Raw genomic sequence first — 19,128 nt, 5'->3', positions numbered from 1 at the left:
TTTTCTACCGTCTGATGCAGCAAGCCGCCACCATCACACCCACACCATACCGAAGCCTCCTGGGAAGAGCTAAATCGCTTGACCACAACACATAGGGGGCACTTGCGCGAAGTGGATACCCACTTCGGCCAATTCATCGGACAGGATTTCGCCCGGATGAATGGCGGGTCCACCTAGCTTCATGGTTGCCTCCTAGTGGTAATCTACAATTTCAACGTTCGATGGGCCGGGAGCACAGTCCGGCCATTCGAAGCAAATCTGCCACTGCTCATTGATGCGGATGCTGTATTGACCGGCGCGATCGGCGCTGAGCGCCTCCAGCCGATTTCCCGGCAAGGCCCGCAGTGCTTGGAGATGACGGGCCAGGTGCAGTAGCCGCAAGCGCTTGTGCGCCTGCAGCTCGAAGCCGCCAAACGCCTTGATTCGTTTCCCCTCAGCGAACTGCTGAGTTCGCTTGTCGCGGAAACTCAGAATCATGGCGTCAACATACCCGGATTTATGACTTACGGCAAGCGTAAGTAAGCGGGGTCCCTTCCTTCACGCTCACCGGCGAAGGCCCTGTTCGCAAGAACGCATAGGGAGCTTGCCGCGCGAGGCGGGAAGGGTTGAAAATGCTCAGTACGGGGGCGGCAGCGGGATCTATCCGTATGCAAACGTAGCCCTACGCCCCCCTGACTATGCTTAACCTATGGCGAACGAAAAACGTGATCGATTGTTGAACGCTCTCCAGGCGTTTATCGACACGCCGCTTGAGCGCTTACTCGCTTTGGGCGACCGCCCCACGCCAGCCGAGCATGCGCTCGCGCTCTTCCACGACGTCGCGCGCACGGTCCCGGCCTACCGCGCGTTTCTCGAGGAGCAGGGCGTCGCGCCCGAATCGATTCGGCGCGCGGAAGATTTCGCGACCCTGCCCTTGACCAACAAGCAAAATTACCTCGCCAAGCACCCGCTCGCGGCGCTTTGCCGGTACGGGCGCTTGGACACTTGCGACATGATCGCCGTCTCGTCGGGTTCGACCGGCACGCCGGCGTTCTGGCCGCGTTTCGTCACCGATGAGCTTGCGATCGCCGTGCGCTTCGAGCAGGTATTTCACGATAGTTTCCATGCCGAATCCCGCCTCACCCTCGCCGTGGTCTGCTTCGCGCTCGGCACCTGGGTCGGCGGGATGTACACCGCCGCCTGCTGCCGGCACCTGGCCGCCAAGGGCTATCCCCTCACGGTGGTCACGCCGGGCAATAATAAAGACGAGATCTTGCGCATCATCGAAGCCCTCGGCCCGAATTTCGAGCAGGTCGCGCTGCTCGGCTATCCGCCCTTTCTCAAGGACGTGATCGATACGGGACGGGCGCGCGGCATCGCTTGGCCGCGTTATAATATCAAGCTGGCCCTGGCCGGCGAGGTTTTCAGCGAGGAATGGCGCGCGCTGGTCCTCGAGCGCGCGGGCGCGATGGACCACTGCCGTGATGCGGCCTCGCTCTATGGGACGGCGGATGCCGGGGTCTTGGGCAATGAGACGCCGCTGTCGGTGTGCATCCGGCGGTTCTTGGCCGACACGCCCGAGGCGGCGCGGCAACTCTTCGGCGAGCCGCGCTTGCCGACCCTCGTTCAATACGACCCCTTGCAGCGCTACTTTGAGATCTCGGAAGGCACCTTGCTCTTCAGCGGGGACAACGGGATCCCGCTCGTTCGTTACCATATCTCGGACGAGGGCGGGCTGGTGGACTATCCAGCGATGCTGCGCTTTCTCAAGGAGTGGGAATTCGATCCGCTCGCGGCGCTCGAACCGGGCGATGGCCGCGGGATCCGTCCCCTCCCCTTCGCGTTCGTGTTCGGGCGCTCGCACTTCGTGATCTCCTATTTCGGCGCCAACATCTATCCCGAGAACGTTAGCGTCGGGCTGGAGCAGACAGAAATCCGGGAATGGGTCACGGGAAAATTCGTCATGCAAGCGCGCGAGGATGAAGACAAGAATCGTTTCCTCGCGATCGTCATCGAGCTCGCTCCCGGCGAGACGGCGAGCGGCGAACGCCGCGATGCGGCCGCCCGGGTGATCGTCCGCAAGCTACGGCGTTTGAACAGTGAATTCGCGAACTACGTCCCGCCCGCTTCCCAACTTCCGCACATCGAGCTTAAAGCCCTTGGCGATCTGGAGTGGTTTCCGGCGGGCGTGAAGCACCGCTACACACGGCGTTAAGGACCGCAGCCGGCGCGCAACGGTTGCGGCAGATCGGGGATGGCCGCGCACAGCACTTCCTCGATGCGGGCGGCCAGAATAAACTCGACTTCGTTGCGGACCTGCTCGGGCAATTCGCGCAGGTCCTTTTCGTTCTCCTTTGGCAAAATCACGCGTTTGATCCCGGCACGGTGCGCGGCGAGCATCTTTTCCTTCACGCCTCCGACCGGCAATACCAGGCCGCTCAAGGTGATCTCTCCGGTCATGGCAGTGTCGCTGCGGACCGGGCGTGCATTGTAAAGCGAGGTCAGCGCCGTCACCATGGTCACGCCCGCCGAGGGCCCATCCTTCGGGATCGCCCCGGCCGGCACATGGATGTGCACCCCGCTTTGACGGGTGGCCTCGGCTATCCCGAAAGCCCCCGCCCGCGATGCGATGTAGCTCTGCGCGGCCTTGGCCGATTCCTGCATCACGCTGCCGAGCTGTCCCGTCATCACCAGATCCTTGCCCTCGGGCAGAAGCACCGTCTCTACATACAGCACATCGCCCCCCGACTCGGTCCAGGCGAGACCCGCGGCCACGCCGGGCGCCAGTTGCCGGCGGGCCGCCTCGGGGAAGAAGCGCTCCGGTCCGAGAAGCTCGGATAGGTCCTCAGGATGGACCGTCACCGGACGGGTATCGCCTTCGGCCACGCGCGTGGCGATCTTGCGGCAGATCCGGCCGAGCACCCGCTCGAGCTCGCGCACCCCCGCCTCGCGGGTATAGCGCCGGATCACATAGGCCAAGGTTTCCTCGGGAAGAGTGATCTGCGTTTCACCGAGTCCGGATTCCTTCATCTGGCGGCCGATGAGATAGCGGCGGGCGATCTCGCGTTTCTCCTCCTCGCTGTAACCCGCGAGGCGCAGCGTCTCCATGCGATCCAAGAGCGGCCGCGGGATACTGTCCAAGGTGTTGGCCGTGGTGATGAAAAACACCTGCGAGAGGTCGAAAGGCAGATCCAGGTAATTGTCGAGAAAAGCGTTGTTTTGGGCGGGATCCAGAATCTCCATCAAGGCCGCCGAGGGATCGCCGCGATAATCGCGGCCGAGCTTATCGACCTCATCGAGCATGAGGAGCGGGTTTCTCACCCCGGCGCGGCGTATCGCCCGAATGACGCGTCCCGGCATGGCGCCGATATAGGTGCGCCGGTGGCCGCGCAGCTCGGCCTCATCGTGCAGGCCGCCCAAGGACAGGCGCTCGAACTTCCGATCCAAGGCCCGGCCGATCGACTGCCCCAAGGAGGTCTTGCCCACACCCGGCGGTCCCACGAAGCAGAGAATCGGCGCGCGCGCCTCGGGATTGAGCTTCATGACCGCCAGATGCTCGATGATGCGTTCCTTGACCTCCTTGAGATCGAAATGATCCGCATCCAGGATCTCGCGCGCCCGGCCGAGATCGTAAATATCGGTCGTGGCCTTGCTCCACGGGAGCTCGAGCGTCAGCTCGACGTAACTGCGCGCGATCTGGTAATCGGGAGCCGACGCGGGCATGCGATCGAGGCGTTTGAGCTCTTTCTCGACCTCTTTCTCGACGAGCGCGGGAAGATGCGCTTCCTCCATGCGCTTGCGCAGCTCCGCTACCTCGCTCTGCTCGGGACTCTGCTCGCCAAGCTCCCCTTGGATCGCGCGCAACTGCTGGCGCAGTAGGTATTCGCGCTGCTGGCGGGTCATTTCCGATTGCGCCTCGCTGGCGATCTTGTTCCTGATCTCGAGAACCTGGACCTCGTGATTCAAATACGCGTGCGCCAGGCGTAACGCCTCCCGCCGCGACATGGCTCCAAGCAAGGCCTGCTCCTTCTCCACCTCCAGCGACAACAGGGAACCGATCAAATACACCTGGTGCAAGGGGTCATCGACTTCGGCAATGATATGGCTCAAGCTCGTTTGGATCTGGGGTTGCACGAGCTGCAGCATCTTGCCGGCGAGATCCAAGACCGCCCGCTGCAGGGCTTCGACCTCCGCGCCGCTGTCCTCGGGCTCCGGAACTTCGCCAATCTCCAGACTCAGAAAAGGATGCGTGTGCGCCACGGCCCCCGCCTGCACGCGCCGGGTCCCCTGAACGACGATCTGAATGACGTCATCGGACCGGGCTATCTTTTTGATGATCCCGAGCGTTCCGATCGGATACAAATCGGTCAACGCCGGTTCCTCAACCGATGGTTGCCGCTGCGCGAACACTCCGATGAGCTTGTCTTCACGCATCAACGCCGCCTCCACTGCCGCAACCGAGACCGGCCGGCCTACCGCGAGCGGCATCACCAGGTGGGGGAAGAGCACGCTGTTCTTGATCGGCAAGACGGGGATCAGTGTGTTCATAGTAATAATTCGTTTGCGCGGCACCTACACAAATGGGGGTAAAAACACGCGATTATAAGAGCACGCGCCATCGTGACGGCTCTAAGGGCTGAGCCGGGTCACTCCAAGCGCCCACGGCGCGAGGAAGTAGCACAGAACTCCGATGAAAAGCGCGCCGGTGAGGTCGATGAGAACGCCGCTCCGTGCCATTTGCCCGACGGTGATGTAGCCGCTCGAGTAGACGATCGCGTTCGGTGGAGTCCCCGCCGGAAGCATGAACCCCAAGGATGCCGCGAGGGTCGCGGCGAGCATCAAGGGCGCCGGGTGCAGCCCGAAACTCGGCGCGCTCGCCGCGGCGAGAATCGGCAAAAGCATGTTGGCCGTCGCAGTGTTGGATGCCACCTCCGTCAACGCCGTGGTGAAGAGACATACAAGAATAAATAAAAGCAATGGCGAGGCAGGATCCGCGCCTTTCAAGAGACCCGCGAGCCACGTGGAGAGTCCGCTTTCCTGCATCCCGTAGGCCATCGCAAAACCGCCCCCGAGCAAGACCAGCATACCCCAGGGAAGGGTTCGCATCTGCCGCGGCGCCAAGCCAAACCGTAAAGGGCGTATGGACACGGGGATAAGAAGGAGCATGATCCCGATTCCCATGGCCACGGCCGCGTCGCCCATGTCCTGGCGCAAGAGCCGCGCAAGCGGTGCGGGAAGACTCTCGATCGGGCGCCCGATCCAGTCTTCCCAACCGAAGGAAACCCACCCCCACCATCCCGGGATGGTGATGGATCCGAGGTCGATATCCTTACGCAAGATCCAAAGGAACGCCGCGAGCAGAAAGCCGCTGAGCGCGACGTACTCTCCCGCCTTCATCGGGCCGAGACGCGCACGGGCGCCCGCGATCACCTCGCCAGCGTTGCCTACCAATTCCGTCCGCTGCACCGGGACCGCCCAGCGCACCAGGTATAACCAGACGAGCGGCAAGGCCACCAGCACCACCGGCAATCCGGCTTTGAGCCAAGTGACGAAATCCACATCATGGCCGAGGTGCATCTCAGCCTGTTTGACGAACACCAGATTCGGGGCCGTGCCGATCTTGGTGCCCATGCCCCCGATGCTTGCGGCATAAGCAACTCCTAACATCAAGACCAGACCGAAGCGCCTTAGTCCCGGATCGTTGCGGCCGAGGGTCTCTTCGAAATTGAGCAGCACCGCCATGGCGATCGGGAACATCATCATGGTGGCGGCCGTGTTCGAGATCCAAAGGCTGATAAATCCCGTGGCCAGCATAAACCCCAGGACGATGCGCGCCGGGCTACTGCCGACGCGTGCGATGATGGCGAGCGCAATCCGCCGATGCAATCCCCATTGCTGCATGGAGGCCGCGATCATCATGCCGCCAAGAAACAGGAAATTGATCGGATCGAAGTACTGCAACAGCACCGCGGGCAGCGCTGCCGTGCCGCAAAGAGGAAAGACCACCAGAGGAATACAGGCCGTGAGCCACAGCGGCACAGGCTCCGTGATCCACCAGATCACCATCCAGACCACCGCCGCCGCCGTCCACCGGGCCGGGCCGCCGAGCCCTCCGGCCGTTAAGCCCAAGGCCAAGAACAGAACCGGCCCCAAGGCGAGCCCGATGCGTTGTCTTATTGTGAAGGGCACCCGTAAAGTGTACCGACTGCGAGGATCCAAGCAAATGAGTTGGTTCTACGGGAAGCCTCACGAAAAAGCGGCAGGCACCATGGCAGGACCCTGACCGCCGGTTTCATGGCCACATCCAGATCGCTTCGAGAAACGTATGATCGATATCCAACTGCGCCTACAACAACCGAAAAGGAGCACCGACCCGTGAAAGCTGACCAAAAGGTCGACGTGAATGGAACGATCGAGGACATCTCTCCGTGGATAAGCTCTACGCCATGGCGACGACTGGGTCTTGGCGGGAGCCAGCTCACGGCGCCTCTTCTGGCTGTTAGATTCTCACATATCCGATGCCGTACAGAATCACTTCAGCAAGTCTGGGAATCCCTTCCCCTCAGGGAGAGAGCCAGGGCCAGGGGCGAGTACCCGAGCGCCAGCGAAGCTGGCCGGGGCCGAAGGCGGCCCTGCTTGGCGCGCCGAGGGTGCAAGGATGAGCGGAATCAAATCAAACACTTTCGTCGATGATTTTGATCCCCTCACCCCAACCCTCTCCCGGCGGGAGAGGGAGAAAAAGACAGTCCCTCTCCCGGAGGGACAGGGACCTTGGAGAGGTACCCGTAATCTCAAATATGTTTGGCTAGTCCTCAACCTCATGCCGTGGGCCGCCCGTGGGGATGAGCCCGTGCAGCTCCCGCCCATCGAGGTCACCGAGCGCTACGATTCCCTCATCGGGATCGGCGACTCGGCGACTGCAGGCCGGGTGGGTCCCGAGCAGATCGAGTCGCGCCCGCTCCTGCGCCCCGGCGAGGTCCTGGAGACCGTACCGGGGGTGATCATCACCCAGCACTCGGGGGCCGGCAAGGCCAACCAGTTCTTTCTCCGGGGATTCAACTTGGACCATGGCACCGACTTCGCGACCTCGGTCGCCGGGATCCCTGTGAATTTACCCACCCACGGCCACGGCCAGGGCTACACCGATCTGAATTTCGTGATCCCGGAAATCATCGGCGGCATCGACTACCGCAAGGGGCCGTACTATGCCGACGAGGGGGATTTCTCGGCGGCCGGCGCGGCCCGCATCGACTATGCGAATACGCTCCCGCGTGCGCTGGTCCAGTTCACCGGCGGCAGCTACGACTACTATCGCGGCCTCATGGCCGGCTCGACCGCGCTCGCGGCCGGGCAGGTGCTCGGCGCCTTCGAGGTCTTCGACAACGACGGTCCCTGGGACCATCCCGACGAGTATCGACGTTACAGGGGTGCTGCGCTACAGCCGGGGCGATGCGCTCAACGGTTTCAACCTGACCGCCATGGGCTATAGCGGAGACTGGAACGCCACCGATCAGGCACCGCGCCGCGCCGTGGACAGCGGCGACATCGGGCGCTTCGGTGCTTTGGATACCAGCGACGGCGGCCACACCCATCGCTACAGCGCCTCCGGGGAATGGCGGCGGAGCGCCGCGGACAGCGCCACCCATGTCCACGGCTATTTCCTCGACTATGGGCTGAACCTCTTCTCGAACTTCACCTTCTTTCTCGATGATCCGGTGAACGGCGACCAGTTCGAGCAGGAGGACCAACGCCATGTGTATGGCCTCTCCGGCCACCATTCCTGGTTTCCCACCTGGGGCGGGCTCGACATCGAGAACACCGTGGGCTTGCAGATCCGCTATGACGACATCGGGAGCGTCGGGCTCTTCAACACCCGCGAACGCCGGCGGCTCCAGACCGTACGGAAAGACCGCGTGGATCAGGTGAGCGTCTCACCTTATCTCCAGAACCGCACCCGCTGGCACCCGAAGTTTCGCACCGTGGCCGGTCTTCGGGGTGATTTCTACGCCTTCGATGTCGATTCGGACGACCCGCGCAACTCCGGTACCGCCAGCGACGGGCTCCGAACCCTAAGCTCAGCCTCATCTTCGGTCCCTGGTTCGATACCGAGTACTACATCAACCTGGGCTATGGCTTCCACAGCAACGACGGCCGCGGCACCACCATCACGTTGGACCCCAAGAGCGGCGAGCCGGTCCAGCCCGTCGACCCGCTGGTGCAGGCCGAGGGTTTCGATGTGGGCGTGCGCACCGCGCTGGTCCCGGACCTCGACAGCACCTTGTCGTTCTGGCTCCTCGAGCTCGATTCCGAGCTGCTATTCATCGGCGATGCGGGTACCACCGAGGCCGGCCGCCCGAGCCGCCGCTACGGGGTGGAGTGGACCAATTACTACCGCCCGCTGCCCTGGCTCACATTCGATGCCGACTTCTCCTTCTCCAAAGCGCGATTTTCCGACGATGACGCCGCGGGGGATCACATCCCGGGCGCCATCGAGACGGTGATCGCGGCCGGAGTCACGATCGACGACCTCAAGGGTTTCTTCGGGGGGCTCCGGGTGCGTTATTTCGGGCCAAGGCCCCTCATCGAGGACGACAGCGTGCGCTCCTCATCCACCACGCTCCTCAACGCCGACATCGGCTACAAGCTCCGCGACGACCTGCGCCTCGGCATCGAGATTTTCAACCTCCTCGATTCCGAGGACAGCGACGTCGAGTATTTCTACGCCTCGCGGCTACCGGGAGAGTCCGCCGCGGGCGTGAACGACATCCATTTCCATCCCGTCGAGCCGCGTTCGGTGCGGGTCACCCTGGGCCTATCGTTCTAGTCATAGCGATAGCTGAAACGTTTAGTAGGGCGCTGAGTAATCTAGAGAAAAGAGATTAGGAAATAGGGCCCGTACCTTGGCGATCTCCCGCAGAGCTTGCCAAACGCGCTGCTGGAACGCGGTGCCGCGCACATCGAGCGGCAGGTCGAGTCCCAGGTCTAGGCGCTTCCACGAAGCCCACGACACGACTTTGGCCACCACCTGCTCGAACTCGGTGTCGCCGCCAATCACGTTGGCTCGCGGGAACCGGTCTTGTAGATCGCGCGCCAATTGGGGATCATCGCCCAGGAGAATGGCACAAACACCGCGCTCGCTTTAAGCGACGAGGATAGACCCGAGGGAGCACTCGCCGATGGCGAAGCGTACCTCCGTATTGGCGCCACCGGCGCGGCCGTAGATCGCCTCAGTCACCGTAGCGCGCCGAGCGAGCTCAGCTCTCACACGCTTGGCGCGATGCGCTCCCGCGTACGCCCTGGGCGTCAATCCCGTGACCTTCTTAAAAACGCGGTGGAAGTAATAGGTGCTCACTCCGACATGTTTTGCCAAATCCTCCAGGATCTTCCAGCGTCCCTGTGCGGTCACCTACCCGAGCCTCGAGTTCTCCCACATGGGCCACTAGTCACGGGATGACCTCCGCCGGCGCGCTCGCCAAGGAAGGCGCTGCCGCACGTGGGCTCGGGCGGTGATGCGCCGCGATCAGCGAATAGAACACCGGGACGATGAACAGGGTGAACAGCGTGCCGACGATCATGCCTGCGACCAGCACGATCCCGATGCTGTTGCGGGCCGCCGCTCCCGGCCCCGACACAAGCACCAGCGGGAAGTGGCCAAAGACGGTCGCCGTCGAGGTCATGAGCACCGGTCGCAACCGCGTCAATGACGCTTCGCGCAGCGCGGCCACTTTCGAGAGGCCGCGGGACTGCAGCGTGTTCGCGAATTCCACGATGAGGATGCCGTTCTTGGCGATCAGCCCCACGAGCGTGATGAGTCCGACCTGCGAGTAGATGTTGATCGTGGTGAGATCGATGAAGGTAAAGGCAAGCGCACCCGAGATCGCCAGCGGCACCGACCCGAGCAGCACGATCAGCGGATCGCGAAAGCTTTGGAATTGCGCCGCGAGCACCAGATAAATGAGAACCACCGAGAAGCCGAGCGTCACTGTGAGTGCCGAGCCCTCGTGGCGGATCTGCCGCGACTCCCCGGCGTGATCGAGAACGACGTTCGGACCACCGGCTGCCGCAGCGGTCTCGAGGACGCGCAGCCCCTCTTCCTTGGTCACGCCGGGATTAACGCCGCCGAAAATGCGCACGGCGTTGCGTTGTTGGAAGCGGTTGAGCGTGCGCGGCGCAGTGCTCGTCTCCACGTGCGCGAACGTCGATACGGGCACGAGCTGGCCGTCCGGCGTCTTGATCTTGAGGTCGAGCAGCGGGCCGAGCGTCGCCCGGTCCTCTTGGCCGATCTGCGGGATCACCTTGTAGCTGCGATCGAAGAAATTGAACCGGTTCACGTAATCGCCGCCGAGCAGCGTGCCGAGCTCCTGACCGACGCCGGCGAGATCGAGCCCGAGATCGGCGATGCGCTCGCGATCGAGCACGACTCTAGCCTCGGGTAGGTCGATCTTCAGGTCCGTGTCGACGTACAAGAACTTGCCGCTCTTCCAACCGGCGTCGAGCACTGCCGCGGCCGTCTCCAGCATCTGCTCGGGCGGCACGTCGCTCTGCAATACGAGCTCGACGTCGTACTGACCGGGCGTGGGCAGCGGCGGGTCCAGGCGCGGGAATACGCGCAGGCCGGGGATCTGCGAAACGGCGTCGTACACCTCGCCGAACATCTCCTCGGTCGAGCGCTCGCGCTGCGTCCAGTCCTTGGCGACCAGACCCCCGAAACCGCCCCACGCCGCGGTCAGTGACCACATGAAGTCGGTTTCGGGAAACGCGGCGATGGCGCGCTCGACCTCAAGCGATTCGCGGTTGGTTGCGGCCAGCGTCGAGTCGGGCGCGGCCTCGAAGAACAGACTGATGTGGCTCTGATCCTCGACGGGTGCGAGCTCCTGGCGCGAGAACGTGTATAGCGGCCAGGCCGCCGCCGTGACCAGCAGAGCCGCCACCACGATCGCCCAGCGCATTCCGAGCGCCACATCGAGCATCCATGCGTATCCGCGGCTGACGTATTCGAAGCCGCGGTTGACCCATGCGGTCAGCCGGCCTTCCTTGCCGTGCGCATGCACGAAGCGCGAACTCATCACCGGCGAGAGAGTGAGCGCGACGAAGCCCGACACCACGACCGCGGCAGCGAGCGTGATCGCAAACTCCAGGAACAGCGAACCGGTCAGGCCCCCCTGGAATGCGATCGGCGTGTACACCGTCGCGAGCGTGATGGTCATCGCGATGATCGGGCCGCGCAGCTCGCGAGCGCCGATCAATGCGGCTTCGCTCCGCGACTTGCCCAGACGCACGTGCCGCTCGACGTTCTCGACGATCACGATGGCGTCGTCGACCACCAGGCCGACCGACAGCACGATAGCGAGAATCGTCAGCAGGTTCAGGCTGAAGCCGGACGCGATCATGACGATGGCGGCGCCGATGAGAGAGACCGGCATCGCGACGAGCGGCACGAGGGCGGTGCGGACCGAACCCATGAACAGGAACACGATGAACGCGACGATCGCGATCGTCTCGCCGAGTGTTTTCGTGATCTCCTTGAGCGCTTCCCGCATGAACATCGTACCGTCCCAGACCAGACGCATGCCGATGTCCGCGGGCAGCGTCGGCCGGATGCGTTCCATCTCCTCGCGCAACCCCCGCGCAACTTCGATCTCGTTCGAACCGGGCAGCGGCCAGACTCCCAGATAGACGCTCTCACGGCCCTTGTACTTGGCGACCATGGCGGCTTCCTCGGCGCCGAGCTCCACCCGCGCCACATCGGAGAGCCGCACCGTCGCCCCGTCGCGATCGGCGACGATCAGGTTCTCGAATTCCTTCTGGCCGCGCAGGTCGGTGTTCGCGAGGAGATTGACCTGGACGAGGTTGCCCTTCGTCTGGCCGACCGCGGCGAGGTAGTTGTTGCGCTGTAGCGCCGCATGCACGTCGCCGGGCGAGAGATTCAGCGCGGCGAGGCGATCGGGATCGAGCCAGACGCGCATCGCGATCGCCTGGCTGCCCTCGAAGCTGACGCGTTGCACGCCATGCAAGGTCGAGAGCTGTGGCTGCAAGGTGCGCGAAAGCCAGTCCGTCAGCGCGGGGAGATTCCGCTCGGTCGATGTGAAGCCGATATAAAACGTCGCGTACGGCCGATCGGCGCGCTGCACTTCCACCACCGGCGGCTCGGCTTCCTGCGGCAGCTCGGAGCGAACCTGCTGCAGGCGCGCGGTCACTTCCGCGAGCGCCGCCGTGCTGTCGTGGTTGAGCTTCAGGCGCACGGTGATGGTGCTCACGCCGGCTCGGCTGGTGGACTCGAGGTAGTCAACACCACTGATCGCCGACACGACGCGCTCGATCGGCGTGGTGAGAAACCCGCGGACGGTTTCGGCACTGGCGCCGGTGTAGACCGTCGTGATCACCACGGAGGAGCTTTCGATGCTCGGAAACTGCTGTACCGGAAGGGTAAGCAACGCTCGCGCACCCACCAGCACGATGACGAGATTGACGACCACCGCCAGTACGGGGTGTTTGATGAAGAGGTCGGTGAACGAGCGCATGTCGATGTCCTTATGGCCTGTCCTCTTTCTGCGTCAGCCGATCATCTGACCCTACTCGCGACCGCTGCGGCGTCGCTCGCGATCGCGACGAGTGTCCCCTCGCTCAACTTGAAAGATCCCGAAGCGGCCACCTGCTCGCCGGCCGAGAGTCCCTCGTGAATCACGACCTCGTCGCCGAGCATCGCCCCGCTCTGCACAGCCCGCAGACGCACTCGGAGTTTGCCCTCCTTGTCCGGCGCGAGCACGAACACGTGGTCTCCGCCTGGTCCCTTGCGCAGCGCGCTCGCGGGGACGGCGATGGCCATGCGCGGCGGGCCGACCGGAATTCTGACGCGCACTGAGGCGCCCGGTGCAGGCACGTTAGCGGCGCCCTCGATCCGCGCGCGCACCATGGCGTTGCGGGTCGAGGGGTCGATGCGCGCGTCGACTGCGACGGTCTTCGCCGCGATGGGGTCCCCGTCCCTGGTCGCGAAAACGTCAACGCTGTCGCCCGCGCGCAGGCCCGCGGCGACGAGCTGCGGGACCGAGAAGTCTACATGCACCGCGTCGTCGACGCCTTGCAAGGTCGTAAGCTGAGTGCCCTCTTCCAGGTATTGGCCGGGGTGCAGGTCCGCCATACCCACGCGCGCGCGGAACGGTGCGCGAATCGTCTTGCGGGCCATGACCGCCTGGGTGCGCGCGATCTGCGCCAGCGCGACGTCGCGCTCCGCACGCGCACGATCCACGTCCGTCTCGGACGCGACACGGTTCTGGCCGAGGCGATGCATGCGGCGGAGCATCGTCTCGGCGAGGGCGGCCTGCGCCTTCTGCGCCTTCAACTCGGCCTCCTCGACAGAGACGTCGAGGGCGACCAGCACGGTCCCCTTGTCGACGACTTGCCCAGGCGTGAGCATGACCTGGCGGACGGTGCCGGGGCGCTCGTTGCGCAGGGTGATCGAGCGCAATGCCAAGACTGTCCCGATCGACGTCGTCGTCCGGCCGTGCTCGCGTTCCTTCGCGACGGCGACCGTCACCGATTCTATCGGCTCGGGCTGGTTCGCAGAGACCGCGTCTGTTTCTTGAATAGACGCGTACTTCCACGCGGCGAGGCTGCCGCCGGTCCCGACGACAGTCGCGAGCAGCAGAGAGGATCCGATCCAGCCACGGCGATTCATGAGCGGTGACCTCCTGAGAGTTTGGCGGCGGAGACCTTGGTCTTGGGCGCCGAGCGCACCGACCGCGATCGCGCGAGCATGTCCTCCAGCGCAGTCCGAACCCGAACCACTAGGTCTTGATTCACCGGAGCCAGCCCCAGCACCCAGTAGAGCCACAACCCGTCGATCGCCGCGGCGACGGCCTCGCCGACACCCGGAGGCAGACCGTCCTCCGCGACGCGCCGATGGAGATCGCTATAGACTGCGCGCATCGGCTCGATCAGGGAGGGGTTTTGCGCCAAGGCCGCAAAACACGCTGACGAGCTGCGCTGGAGCTCTCCTGTCCAGCATTGGGCATCCGAGAGGCAGTGGTCCAGGAGGGCCCGCGCCATGCGTCCGGGTCCTTCCGGAGTCCGCTCATAAGCCCCCATGTAACACGCTCGCCAATTGTCCGCGGAGCGTGTGACCAGCGCTTCGACGAGGCGGTCCTTGCTCGGGAAGTGATGCAGCAGACCGCCCTTGCTCATGCCCGCCTCGGCGGCGACGGCGTCGAGCGTCAGGTTGGCGATCCCCTGGCGCACGACCACCGCTTCCGCGGCGTCCAGCAGAGTGTCCAGCAGCTTGTTGGCGTTCGCTCGTTCCATGGGGCAAACGATACCGTCCGGACGGTCAGTTGTCAACCGTCCGGACGGTCTTTCTTCTGTCCACGTGGGCGTGGCGCCCGCGGTTGCCTTCTTCTCACCGAGACACGCTATATAGTCGCTTGGTAGAGCCCCAGATCGACAACGGGCCTACCCAACGCGACAGGCTTGCAGGACCAACCGTTGTCAGGCAGCACCTGACGGTTTAGTCCAGCAGCTCGCCCAGCCGCTGCTCGGGAAATCGTAGGCATTTTTCTCTCTCTGTTCTCTACCGTGCTCTTGACCGTACCCAGAACCGGCGGTAGCCTTCCAGCCTGGTCTCCGCGAGCGGCTTGGCCTCCGAGCCGGCTGGGCCGCCGCTGCGCGTCGCGGCCGCGCGAAATCAGGCCGGCGCTCGTTGGGCATGTCTTGCGGGCGCTGGCGCGCCGGCCTAAGAAGTAGAATGACCTACGCCATAGAGATCGAGGATCTGCGCAAGACCTACCGGTCAAGAGGCAGCGCTCCTGTGCAGGCCCTGGATGGCGTGTCATTCCAGGTTCCGCAGGGCCGCATCTATGGCCTGTTGGGACCAAATGGCGCGGGAAAGTCCACGCTGGTGAGGATCATCAGCACGATTACGCTGGCAAGCTCGGGACGCGCCGCCGTGCGCGGATTCGACGTTGCGCGTGAACCGCTGCAAGCGCGCCGGCAAATGGCGGTGGTGGTGCAACAGGCGGCGGAGAACCTGCTGACCGTCCGGGACAACCTGCTCATCTATGCCTACCTGCACGGCATGGCGCGGAGTGTTGCGGAGAAGCGCTTGAACGCGGTGGCCGCAGAGTTCGAGCTGGGCGGGCGCCTGCGCGACACGGTGCAGGAACTGAGCATAGGCACCAAGCGCCGCATCCAGGTGGCGAAGATCTTCATGCTCGACGCGCCGATCATCATCCTCGATGAAGCTACTACCGGCATGGATCCGCTCAGATCCGCTCATGAAGCGGCGCGTGATGGACCGGCTGCGCGCCGAGGCCCGCAGCGGGCGAACCATCCTTTGACCACGCAGGTGCTCAGCGAGGCCGAGGAACTGTGCGAGACCATCATGATCCTGAACCACGGCCGCACGATGGCGTCCGGCACACTGCTGGAACTGCGCAAGCGCGCCGCACACACCTTCCGCGTAAGCCTGTCGTTTGCGCACACCAACGGTGAACTGGTCGGTCGGCTCGAGGCGCTGAGGCCGCTTGAATTGCGGGTGAACGGCAGCGCGGCCGAGATGCTGTTTCACGGCGAGGAGGCCTCCCTGCTCGGCAAACTGGCCGACATCTCGCGTGACACGCCGATCCTGCAGTTCGAGGTCCGCGGTCCGACCCTGGAGGAAATTTTCGTGAGCCTCATGAGAGACTCGCCATGAGGCCGATCGTGGCGGTCTTCTACCGGGACTACCGTCAGCGGATGACGAACGTCGCGTTCGTGTTCTGGGACCTGTTCGTGCCGCTGGCCTACCTGATGCTGTTCGGCCTGGGGTTCGAACGGATGATGGCAGGCTCCTTCGTCATCGGCGACCAGATCCCCGGTTACACGGCCTTCCTGCTGCCCGGCGTTCTTGCGATGGTGGCTTTCAGCGTAGCGATGAACACGTCCTGGGGGTTCTTCATGGACAAGGACTCCGGGATTTTCTACGAACTGCTGACCTATCCGATCACCCGGCCGCAATTGCTGATCGGCAAGATCGGTTTCAGTGTCCTGCTGAGTGTGATCGGCTCGCTACTCGCGATTGTTCTTGGCGTCTTGGCAATGGATATTCGGATCCGCTGGGATTTGCTGCCGCTCACAATCGCGATCGTGGTGGCGGCCACCGCGAGCTGGTTTTTTCTATTCAGCATGTTCGCTATCCGCCTGCAGCGCATGGATGCCTTCAACACGGTAACGAGCGCAGCCTACATCCTGCTCATGTTCATCAGCCCGATGTTCTACCCTCTTGCCGATCTGCCGGCGTGGTTCCGCGCCGTGGCCTGGCTCAACCCGATGACCTGGCAGGTGGACCTGTTGCGGTTCAGCCTGCTCGGCACAGGATCCGCCGCAACGTTGCTGCTGGAAGCCGCGGCCGTGGTCGGCTTTGCGCTTGTCTGCCTGGCCATGGCGCCGCGCGCCCTGAACCGCGCTGACTAGATCCTATGCAAAGGTTGCAGGACACCGGCAGTGCCTTGATGGCTGCATCTTTTTGTCAGAACGGCAGATCCGAGACGTCTTCCGGTCCGTCTGCGACGATTTCGGGCTGTTGCCTGAACATTTGCAGCTTGCCACGCACATAGCCGTAACCTCGGCGCGGCTCGGTGACGGTCCTACCGCCTTCGGTGCCGCCGGCAATGTAGCGTGCCGTGAGAAGTTCGACTAGCCTTTGCCCTTTTTCCGTTTCGATGTCGGGAATCAAGATAGCGAAAGGCTGCGCTCGCGATCCAATGCGTACAATAGCCTTGCGCGCTCCTAGGCGCTGGTAGTTCTGGAATTCGGTAAAGATGTGACCTTTTGCCCCTGCTGCGCAAGCGCCTCGATTGCTTCGAAATCTATGCGCGGGTTAAGGATCTTGCTGCCGTGCGCCCGGGCGCGGCGATAGTCGTCGATGACGGCCGCACGCCATGCCCACCACGCCGTCAGCGCCGGGTAGTCGCGCTGTACCGAACCGTTGACTTCGACTTGGTTCCACAGGCCAAGGCGCTGGGCTTGCGCGCGCCGTTCCGCCGCCAAATAGCGTTGATGCAAGGCATTGGTGCGCACGTTGCCGTACTTGGGAAAGTACGGGCTAAAGCCTTCTTCGATAAGGTGCTCTTGATAGTCCAGATCGTCGATGAAGACCAGGGCCAGCAAACGGCCGAAGTTGTCGCGATACCGAGCAAGTGAGGTATCGGGCGGAGTGCCACTCGCCGGTTCATCGAGATCCAGAGTGATCGTGCGCCCCTGGGTGAAGAGCGTTGCGGCGTGAGCGGCCGCTTTCTTGCCCCAGGGGGTTTGGGGTTTGTCGCCGCCCGCCTTCGATTCTTCTGTATCGAGTGCTTGGATGCGCACGGACTCAGACTTGCCGTTGATGACGATGCGTACGGTATCGCCGTCGACCGGACGGTCGACCGGTCCATCGAGTCTTTGATTGGTCATGTGAGATCCTCCCCGACTATGGATGGTCAACACTAACATGGGAAGTCTTATCCGAATATGACATTTCTCACAAACCCAGCGTTCTTGCGGCACAGGAAAGATCTTGGCGGTGAACCTGCTCTGGAGAGCTGGGGTGTTTGCCAGCACGCCTGTCGCATTTGGCACCGGGCCGCGGTGCTTGCGTAAGCCGGCTTTACGTTCCGCCGGACGGTGACGACGACTGAACGTTGTGACCCTTAACAGACCATCAAGATGGTCGCCATGGAACCGTAACCGAACTGTCATCGGGGTTAAATTCTCTGGCCCTAGGATATTCGACAGATGCTCGGTCCAATTTAACTCGACGGGGAGAACACCATGCGCAGTAGCTCAGGCAGATTAGCATTGACGGCCGTGCTGGCCGTGCTGTCAGCGTTTGCTTCGCTGGCATATGCGGATAGCGACAGCCGGTTTCATCACAACGGGTTCGAAGACGACGACGGACACGGCTACTACGATAGGCACGCGAAAAAGAACGATGACGACAGCATACAGCTCGGCCCGCGACCGTTTTATCTCGTCAAAGGCATGGATGACAGCGATCTTAAGAAGCGACTCCTGCAATGTAAGAACGGTCCCTTCCTCCGCAGCGATTTCTCAATCGGCCACCGCGGCGCTGCTTTGCAATTCCCCGAGCATACGAAGGAATCCTACGAAGCCGCGGCGCGCATGGGTGCCGGCATCGTCGAGTGCGACGTGACCTTCACGAAGGACAAAGAGCTGGTCTGCCGCCATTCGGAGTGCGACCTGCATACGACAACCAATATCGTCACCATCCCGGAGCTGAATCAGAAGTGCTCAGTGCCCTATACCGGGCCTGGGTCAAGCCCCAAATGCTGCACCAGCGATCTGACACTCGCCGAATTCAAGACACTCAGGGGCAAGATGGATGCGAGTGATCCCGGCGCAACCACGGCTGAAGGGTTTCTCGGCGGCACCACGAGCTGGCGGACGGACCTCTACACCGGCCGCGGCACCTTGCTCACCCTCAAGGAAAGCATTCGGCTTAACGGGAAACTCGGCGTTAAACACACGCCCGAGCTGAAGGGTGGCGATGCGTCACGGATTAACCAAATCTTCGGTAGTCAGGCGAACTACGCACAGGCAATGATTGACGAATTCAAAGCGGAAGGCGTCAATCCGAAGGACGTCTGGGCGCAGTCTTTCAACCCCGATGACGTTCTCTACTGGATTCAGAACAAGCCCAGCTTCGGCAAGCAGGCCGTCTATCTGGACGACATCGACCCGACCGCTAGCCCACCGATCCCGGGGCTAACAGTTGCCGAGCTACAGCAACTCGGAGCCCAAGGCGTGAAGATCATCGCGCCGCCGCTGTTTGCATTGCTCGAGCTGAATTCCTCCGGCGAGATCGTTCCCTCGCCGTACGCGCTGGACATCAAGGGCCTCGGATTCGACATCATCGCCTGGACTTTCGAACGCTCCGACCTTCGCCGCGGAGCATCGACTGCCGGGTTCTATTACCTGTTCGATGCGGAGGGAAAGGCAGTACAGAAGGACAGCGATATGTATAAGGCGCTGGACGTTCTGGCGCGCCAAGTCGGTATTCTGGGCATCTTTTCCGACTGGCCTGCAACCGTTACTTACTACGCTAACTGCATGGGCTTGAAATAGCCCCTCCGGGGGCAGCCACTACCTCCGGGCTGCCCCTCTTTTCTTTTTGCGCAC

General features: G+C 63.0%; 14 protein-coding genes and 1 pseudogene. 6 read left to right on the top strand and 9 right to left on the bottom strand.

The window, feature by feature from the left end; genetic code table 11:
* Positions 1-192 precede the first annotated feature (192 nt).
* Positions 193-477 carry a type II toxin-antitoxin system RelE/ParE family toxin gene (locus M3436_06080; GenBank protein ID MDQ3563710.1) on the bottom strand — a complete coding sequence of 95 codons (285 nt, stop codon included), beginning with the start codon at positions 475-477 and terminating at the stop codon, positions 193-195.
* A 211-nt stretch (positions 478-688) separates the two neighbouring features.
* Between M3436_06080 and M3436_06075 the strand changes: the two genes are divergently transcribed.
* Positions 689-2,194: a phenylacetate--CoA ligase family protein gene (locus M3436_06075; GenBank protein ID MDQ3563709.1), complete on the top strand. Its 1,506-nt coding sequence runs from the start codon at positions 689-691 to the stop codon at positions 2,192-2,194.
* Here the strand turns inward: M3436_06075 and lon are convergent.
* Complete coding sequence (lon, locus tag M3436_06070; protein ID MDQ3563708.1) at positions 2,191-4,527, bottom strand: endopeptidase La; 2,337 nt, start codon at positions 4,525-4,527, stop codon at positions 2,191-2,193. The two genes, M3436_06075 and lon, sit on opposite strands and share 4 nt — an antisense overlap.
* 81 nt (positions 4,528-4,608) lie before the next feature.
* On the bottom strand, positions 4,609-6,168 hold the full coding sequence (locus M3436_06065) for an SLC13 family permease (GenBank protein MDQ3563707.1): 1,560 nt from the start codon (positions 6,166-6,168) through the stop codon (positions 4,609-4,611).
* Positions 6,169-6,637: 469 nt separating this feature from the next.
* Here M3436_06065 and M3436_06060 point away from each other — a divergent pair, with 469 nt between their 5' ends.
* Together M3436_06060 and M3436_06055 are read left to right on the top strand one after the other, a co-directional pair.
* On the top strand, positions 6,638-7,468 hold the full coding sequence (locus M3436_06060) for a Plug domain-containing protein (protein MDQ3563706.1): 831 nt from the start codon (positions 6,638-6,640) through the stop codon (positions 7,466-7,468).
* Between the two features lie 594 nt (positions 7,469-8,062).
* The gene (locus M3436_06055) at positions 8,063-8,803 is read left to right on the top strand and encodes a TonB-dependent receptor (GenBank protein ID MDQ3563705.1); all 741 of its coding nucleotides are present in this window, start codon (positions 8,063-8,065) and stop codon (positions 8,801-8,803) included.
* Positions 8,804-8,884: 81 nt separating this feature from the next.
* Here the strand turns inward: M3436_06055 and M3436_06050 are convergent.
* From M3436_06050 to M3436_06035, 4 genes and pseudogenes are all read right to left on the bottom strand, one after another.
* Positions 8,885-9,358: pseudogene (locus M3436_06050) on the bottom strand (helix-turn-helix domain-containing protein).
* A 64-nt stretch (positions 9,359-9,422) separates the two neighbouring features.
* The gene (locus M3436_06045; protein ID MDQ3563704.1) at positions 9,423-12,500 is read right to left on the bottom strand and encodes an efflux RND transporter permease subunit; all 3,078 of its coding nucleotides are present in this window, start codon (positions 12,498-12,500) and stop codon (positions 9,423-9,425) included.
* 41 nt (positions 12,501-12,541) lie between these two features.
* Positions 12,542-13,654 (bottom strand): efflux RND transporter periplasmic adaptor subunit, encoded by a 1,113-nt coding sequence (locus M3436_06040; protein MDQ3563703.1) that lies wholly within the window; start codon positions 13,652-13,654, stop codon positions 12,542-12,544.
* Positions 13,651-14,277 carry a TetR/AcrR family transcriptional regulator gene (locus M3436_06035; GenBank protein MDQ3563702.1) on the bottom strand — a complete coding sequence of 209 codons (627 nt, stop codon included), beginning with the start codon at positions 14,275-14,277 and terminating at the stop codon, positions 13,651-13,653. The genes M3436_06040 and M3436_06035 overlap by 4 nt, the downstream gene beginning before the upstream one ends.
* 439 nt (positions 14,278-14,716) lie before the next feature.
* On the opposite strand from M3436_06035, the gene M3436_06030 reads away from it, so the two are divergent.
* Together M3436_06030 and M3436_06025 are read left to right on the top strand one after the other, a co-directional pair.
* A complete protein-coding gene (locus M3436_06030) occupies positions 14,717-15,664 on the top strand; it encodes an ABC transporter ATP-binding protein (protein ID MDQ3563701.1) in 948 nt (315 codons plus the stop codon).
* On the top strand, positions 15,661-16,422 hold the full coding sequence (locus M3436_06025; GenBank protein MDQ3563700.1) for an ABC transporter permease: 762 nt from the start codon (positions 15,661-15,663) through the stop codon (positions 16,420-16,422). The genes M3436_06030 and M3436_06025 overlap by 4 nt, the downstream gene beginning before the upstream one ends.
* 55 nt (positions 16,423-16,477) lie before the next feature.
* Here M3436_06025 and M3436_06020 read toward each other — a convergent pair whose 3' ends face one another.
* Both M3436_06020 and M3436_06015 read right to left on the bottom strand, forming a co-directional pair.
* Positions 16,478-16,684, bottom strand: coding sequence for a hypothetical protein (locus M3436_06020; GenBank protein ID MDQ3563699.1), 207 nt, complete (start codon positions 16,682-16,684; stop codon positions 16,478-16,480).
* 53 nt (positions 16,685-16,737) lie between these two features.
* A complete protein-coding gene (locus tag M3436_06015; GenBank protein MDQ3563698.1) occupies positions 16,738-17,403 on the bottom strand; it encodes a thermonuclease family protein in 666 nt (221 codons plus the stop codon).
* A 357-nt stretch (positions 17,404-17,760) separates the two neighbouring features.
* On the opposite strand from M3436_06015, the gene M3436_06010 reads away from it, so the two are divergent.
* Positions 17,761-19,074 carry a glycerophosphodiester phosphodiesterase gene (locus M3436_06010; protein ID MDQ3563697.1) on the top strand — a complete coding sequence of 438 codons (1,314 nt, stop codon included), beginning with the start codon at positions 17,761-17,763 and terminating at the stop codon, positions 19,072-19,074.
* The last annotated feature ends 54 nt before the right edge of the window (positions 19,075-19,128 follow it).

This window comes from Pseudomonadota bacterium, from assembly GCA_030859565.1.
GTDB lineage: Bacteria > Pseudomonadota > Gammaproteobacteria > JACCXJ01 > JACCXJ01 > USCg-Taylor.
The sequence above is the reverse complement of the archived record's forward strand: the minus strand, read 5'-3'. Positions and strand labels throughout refer to the sequence as shown.

What these genes read in the sequence shown, in the direction of transcription:
- M3436_06080 (MDQ3563710.1), bottom strand. Translation starts at nt 477, where the DNA reads ATGATTCTGAGTTTCCGCGACAAGCGAACTCAGCAGTTCGCTGAGGGG.
- M3436_06075 (MDQ3563709.1), top strand. Translation starts at nt 689, where the DNA reads ATGGCGAACGAAAAACGTGATCGATTGTTGAACGCTCTCCAGGCGTTT.
- lon (MDQ3563708.1), bottom strand. Translation starts at nt 4,527, where the DNA reads ATGAACACACTGATCCCCGTCTTGCCGATCAAGAACAGCGTGCTCTTC.
- M3436_06060 (MDQ3563706.1), top strand. Translation starts at nt 6,638, where the DNA reads ATGAGCGGAATCAAATCAAACACTTTCGTCGATGATTTTGATCCCCTC.
- M3436_06045 (MDQ3563704.1), bottom strand. Translation starts at nt 12,500, where the DNA reads ATGCGCTCGTTCACCGACCTCTTCATCAAACACCCCGTACTGGCGGTG.
- M3436_06040 (MDQ3563703.1), bottom strand. Translation starts at nt 13,654, where the DNA reads ATGAATCGCCGTGGCTGGATCGGATCCTCTCTGCTGCTCGCGACTGTC.
- M3436_06035 (MDQ3563702.1), bottom strand. Translation starts at nt 14,277, where the DNA reads ATGGAACGAGCGAACGCCAACAAGCTGCTGGACACTCTGCTGGACGCC.
- M3436_06030 (MDQ3563701.1), top strand. Translation starts at nt 14,717, where the DNA reads ATGACCTACGCCATAGAGATCGAGGATCTGCGCAAGACCTACCGGTCA.
- M3436_06025 (MDQ3563700.1), top strand. Translation starts at nt 15,661, where the DNA reads ATGAGGCCGATCGTGGCGGTCTTCTACCGGGACTACCGTCAGCGGATG.
- M3436_06015 (MDQ3563698.1), bottom strand. Translation starts at nt 17,403, where the DNA reads ATGACCAATCAAAGACTCGATGGACCGGTCGACCGTCCGGTCGACGGC.
- M3436_06010 (MDQ3563697.1), top strand. Translation starts at nt 17,761, where the DNA reads ATGCGCAGTAGCTCAGGCAGATTAGCATTGACGGCCGTGCTGGCCGTG.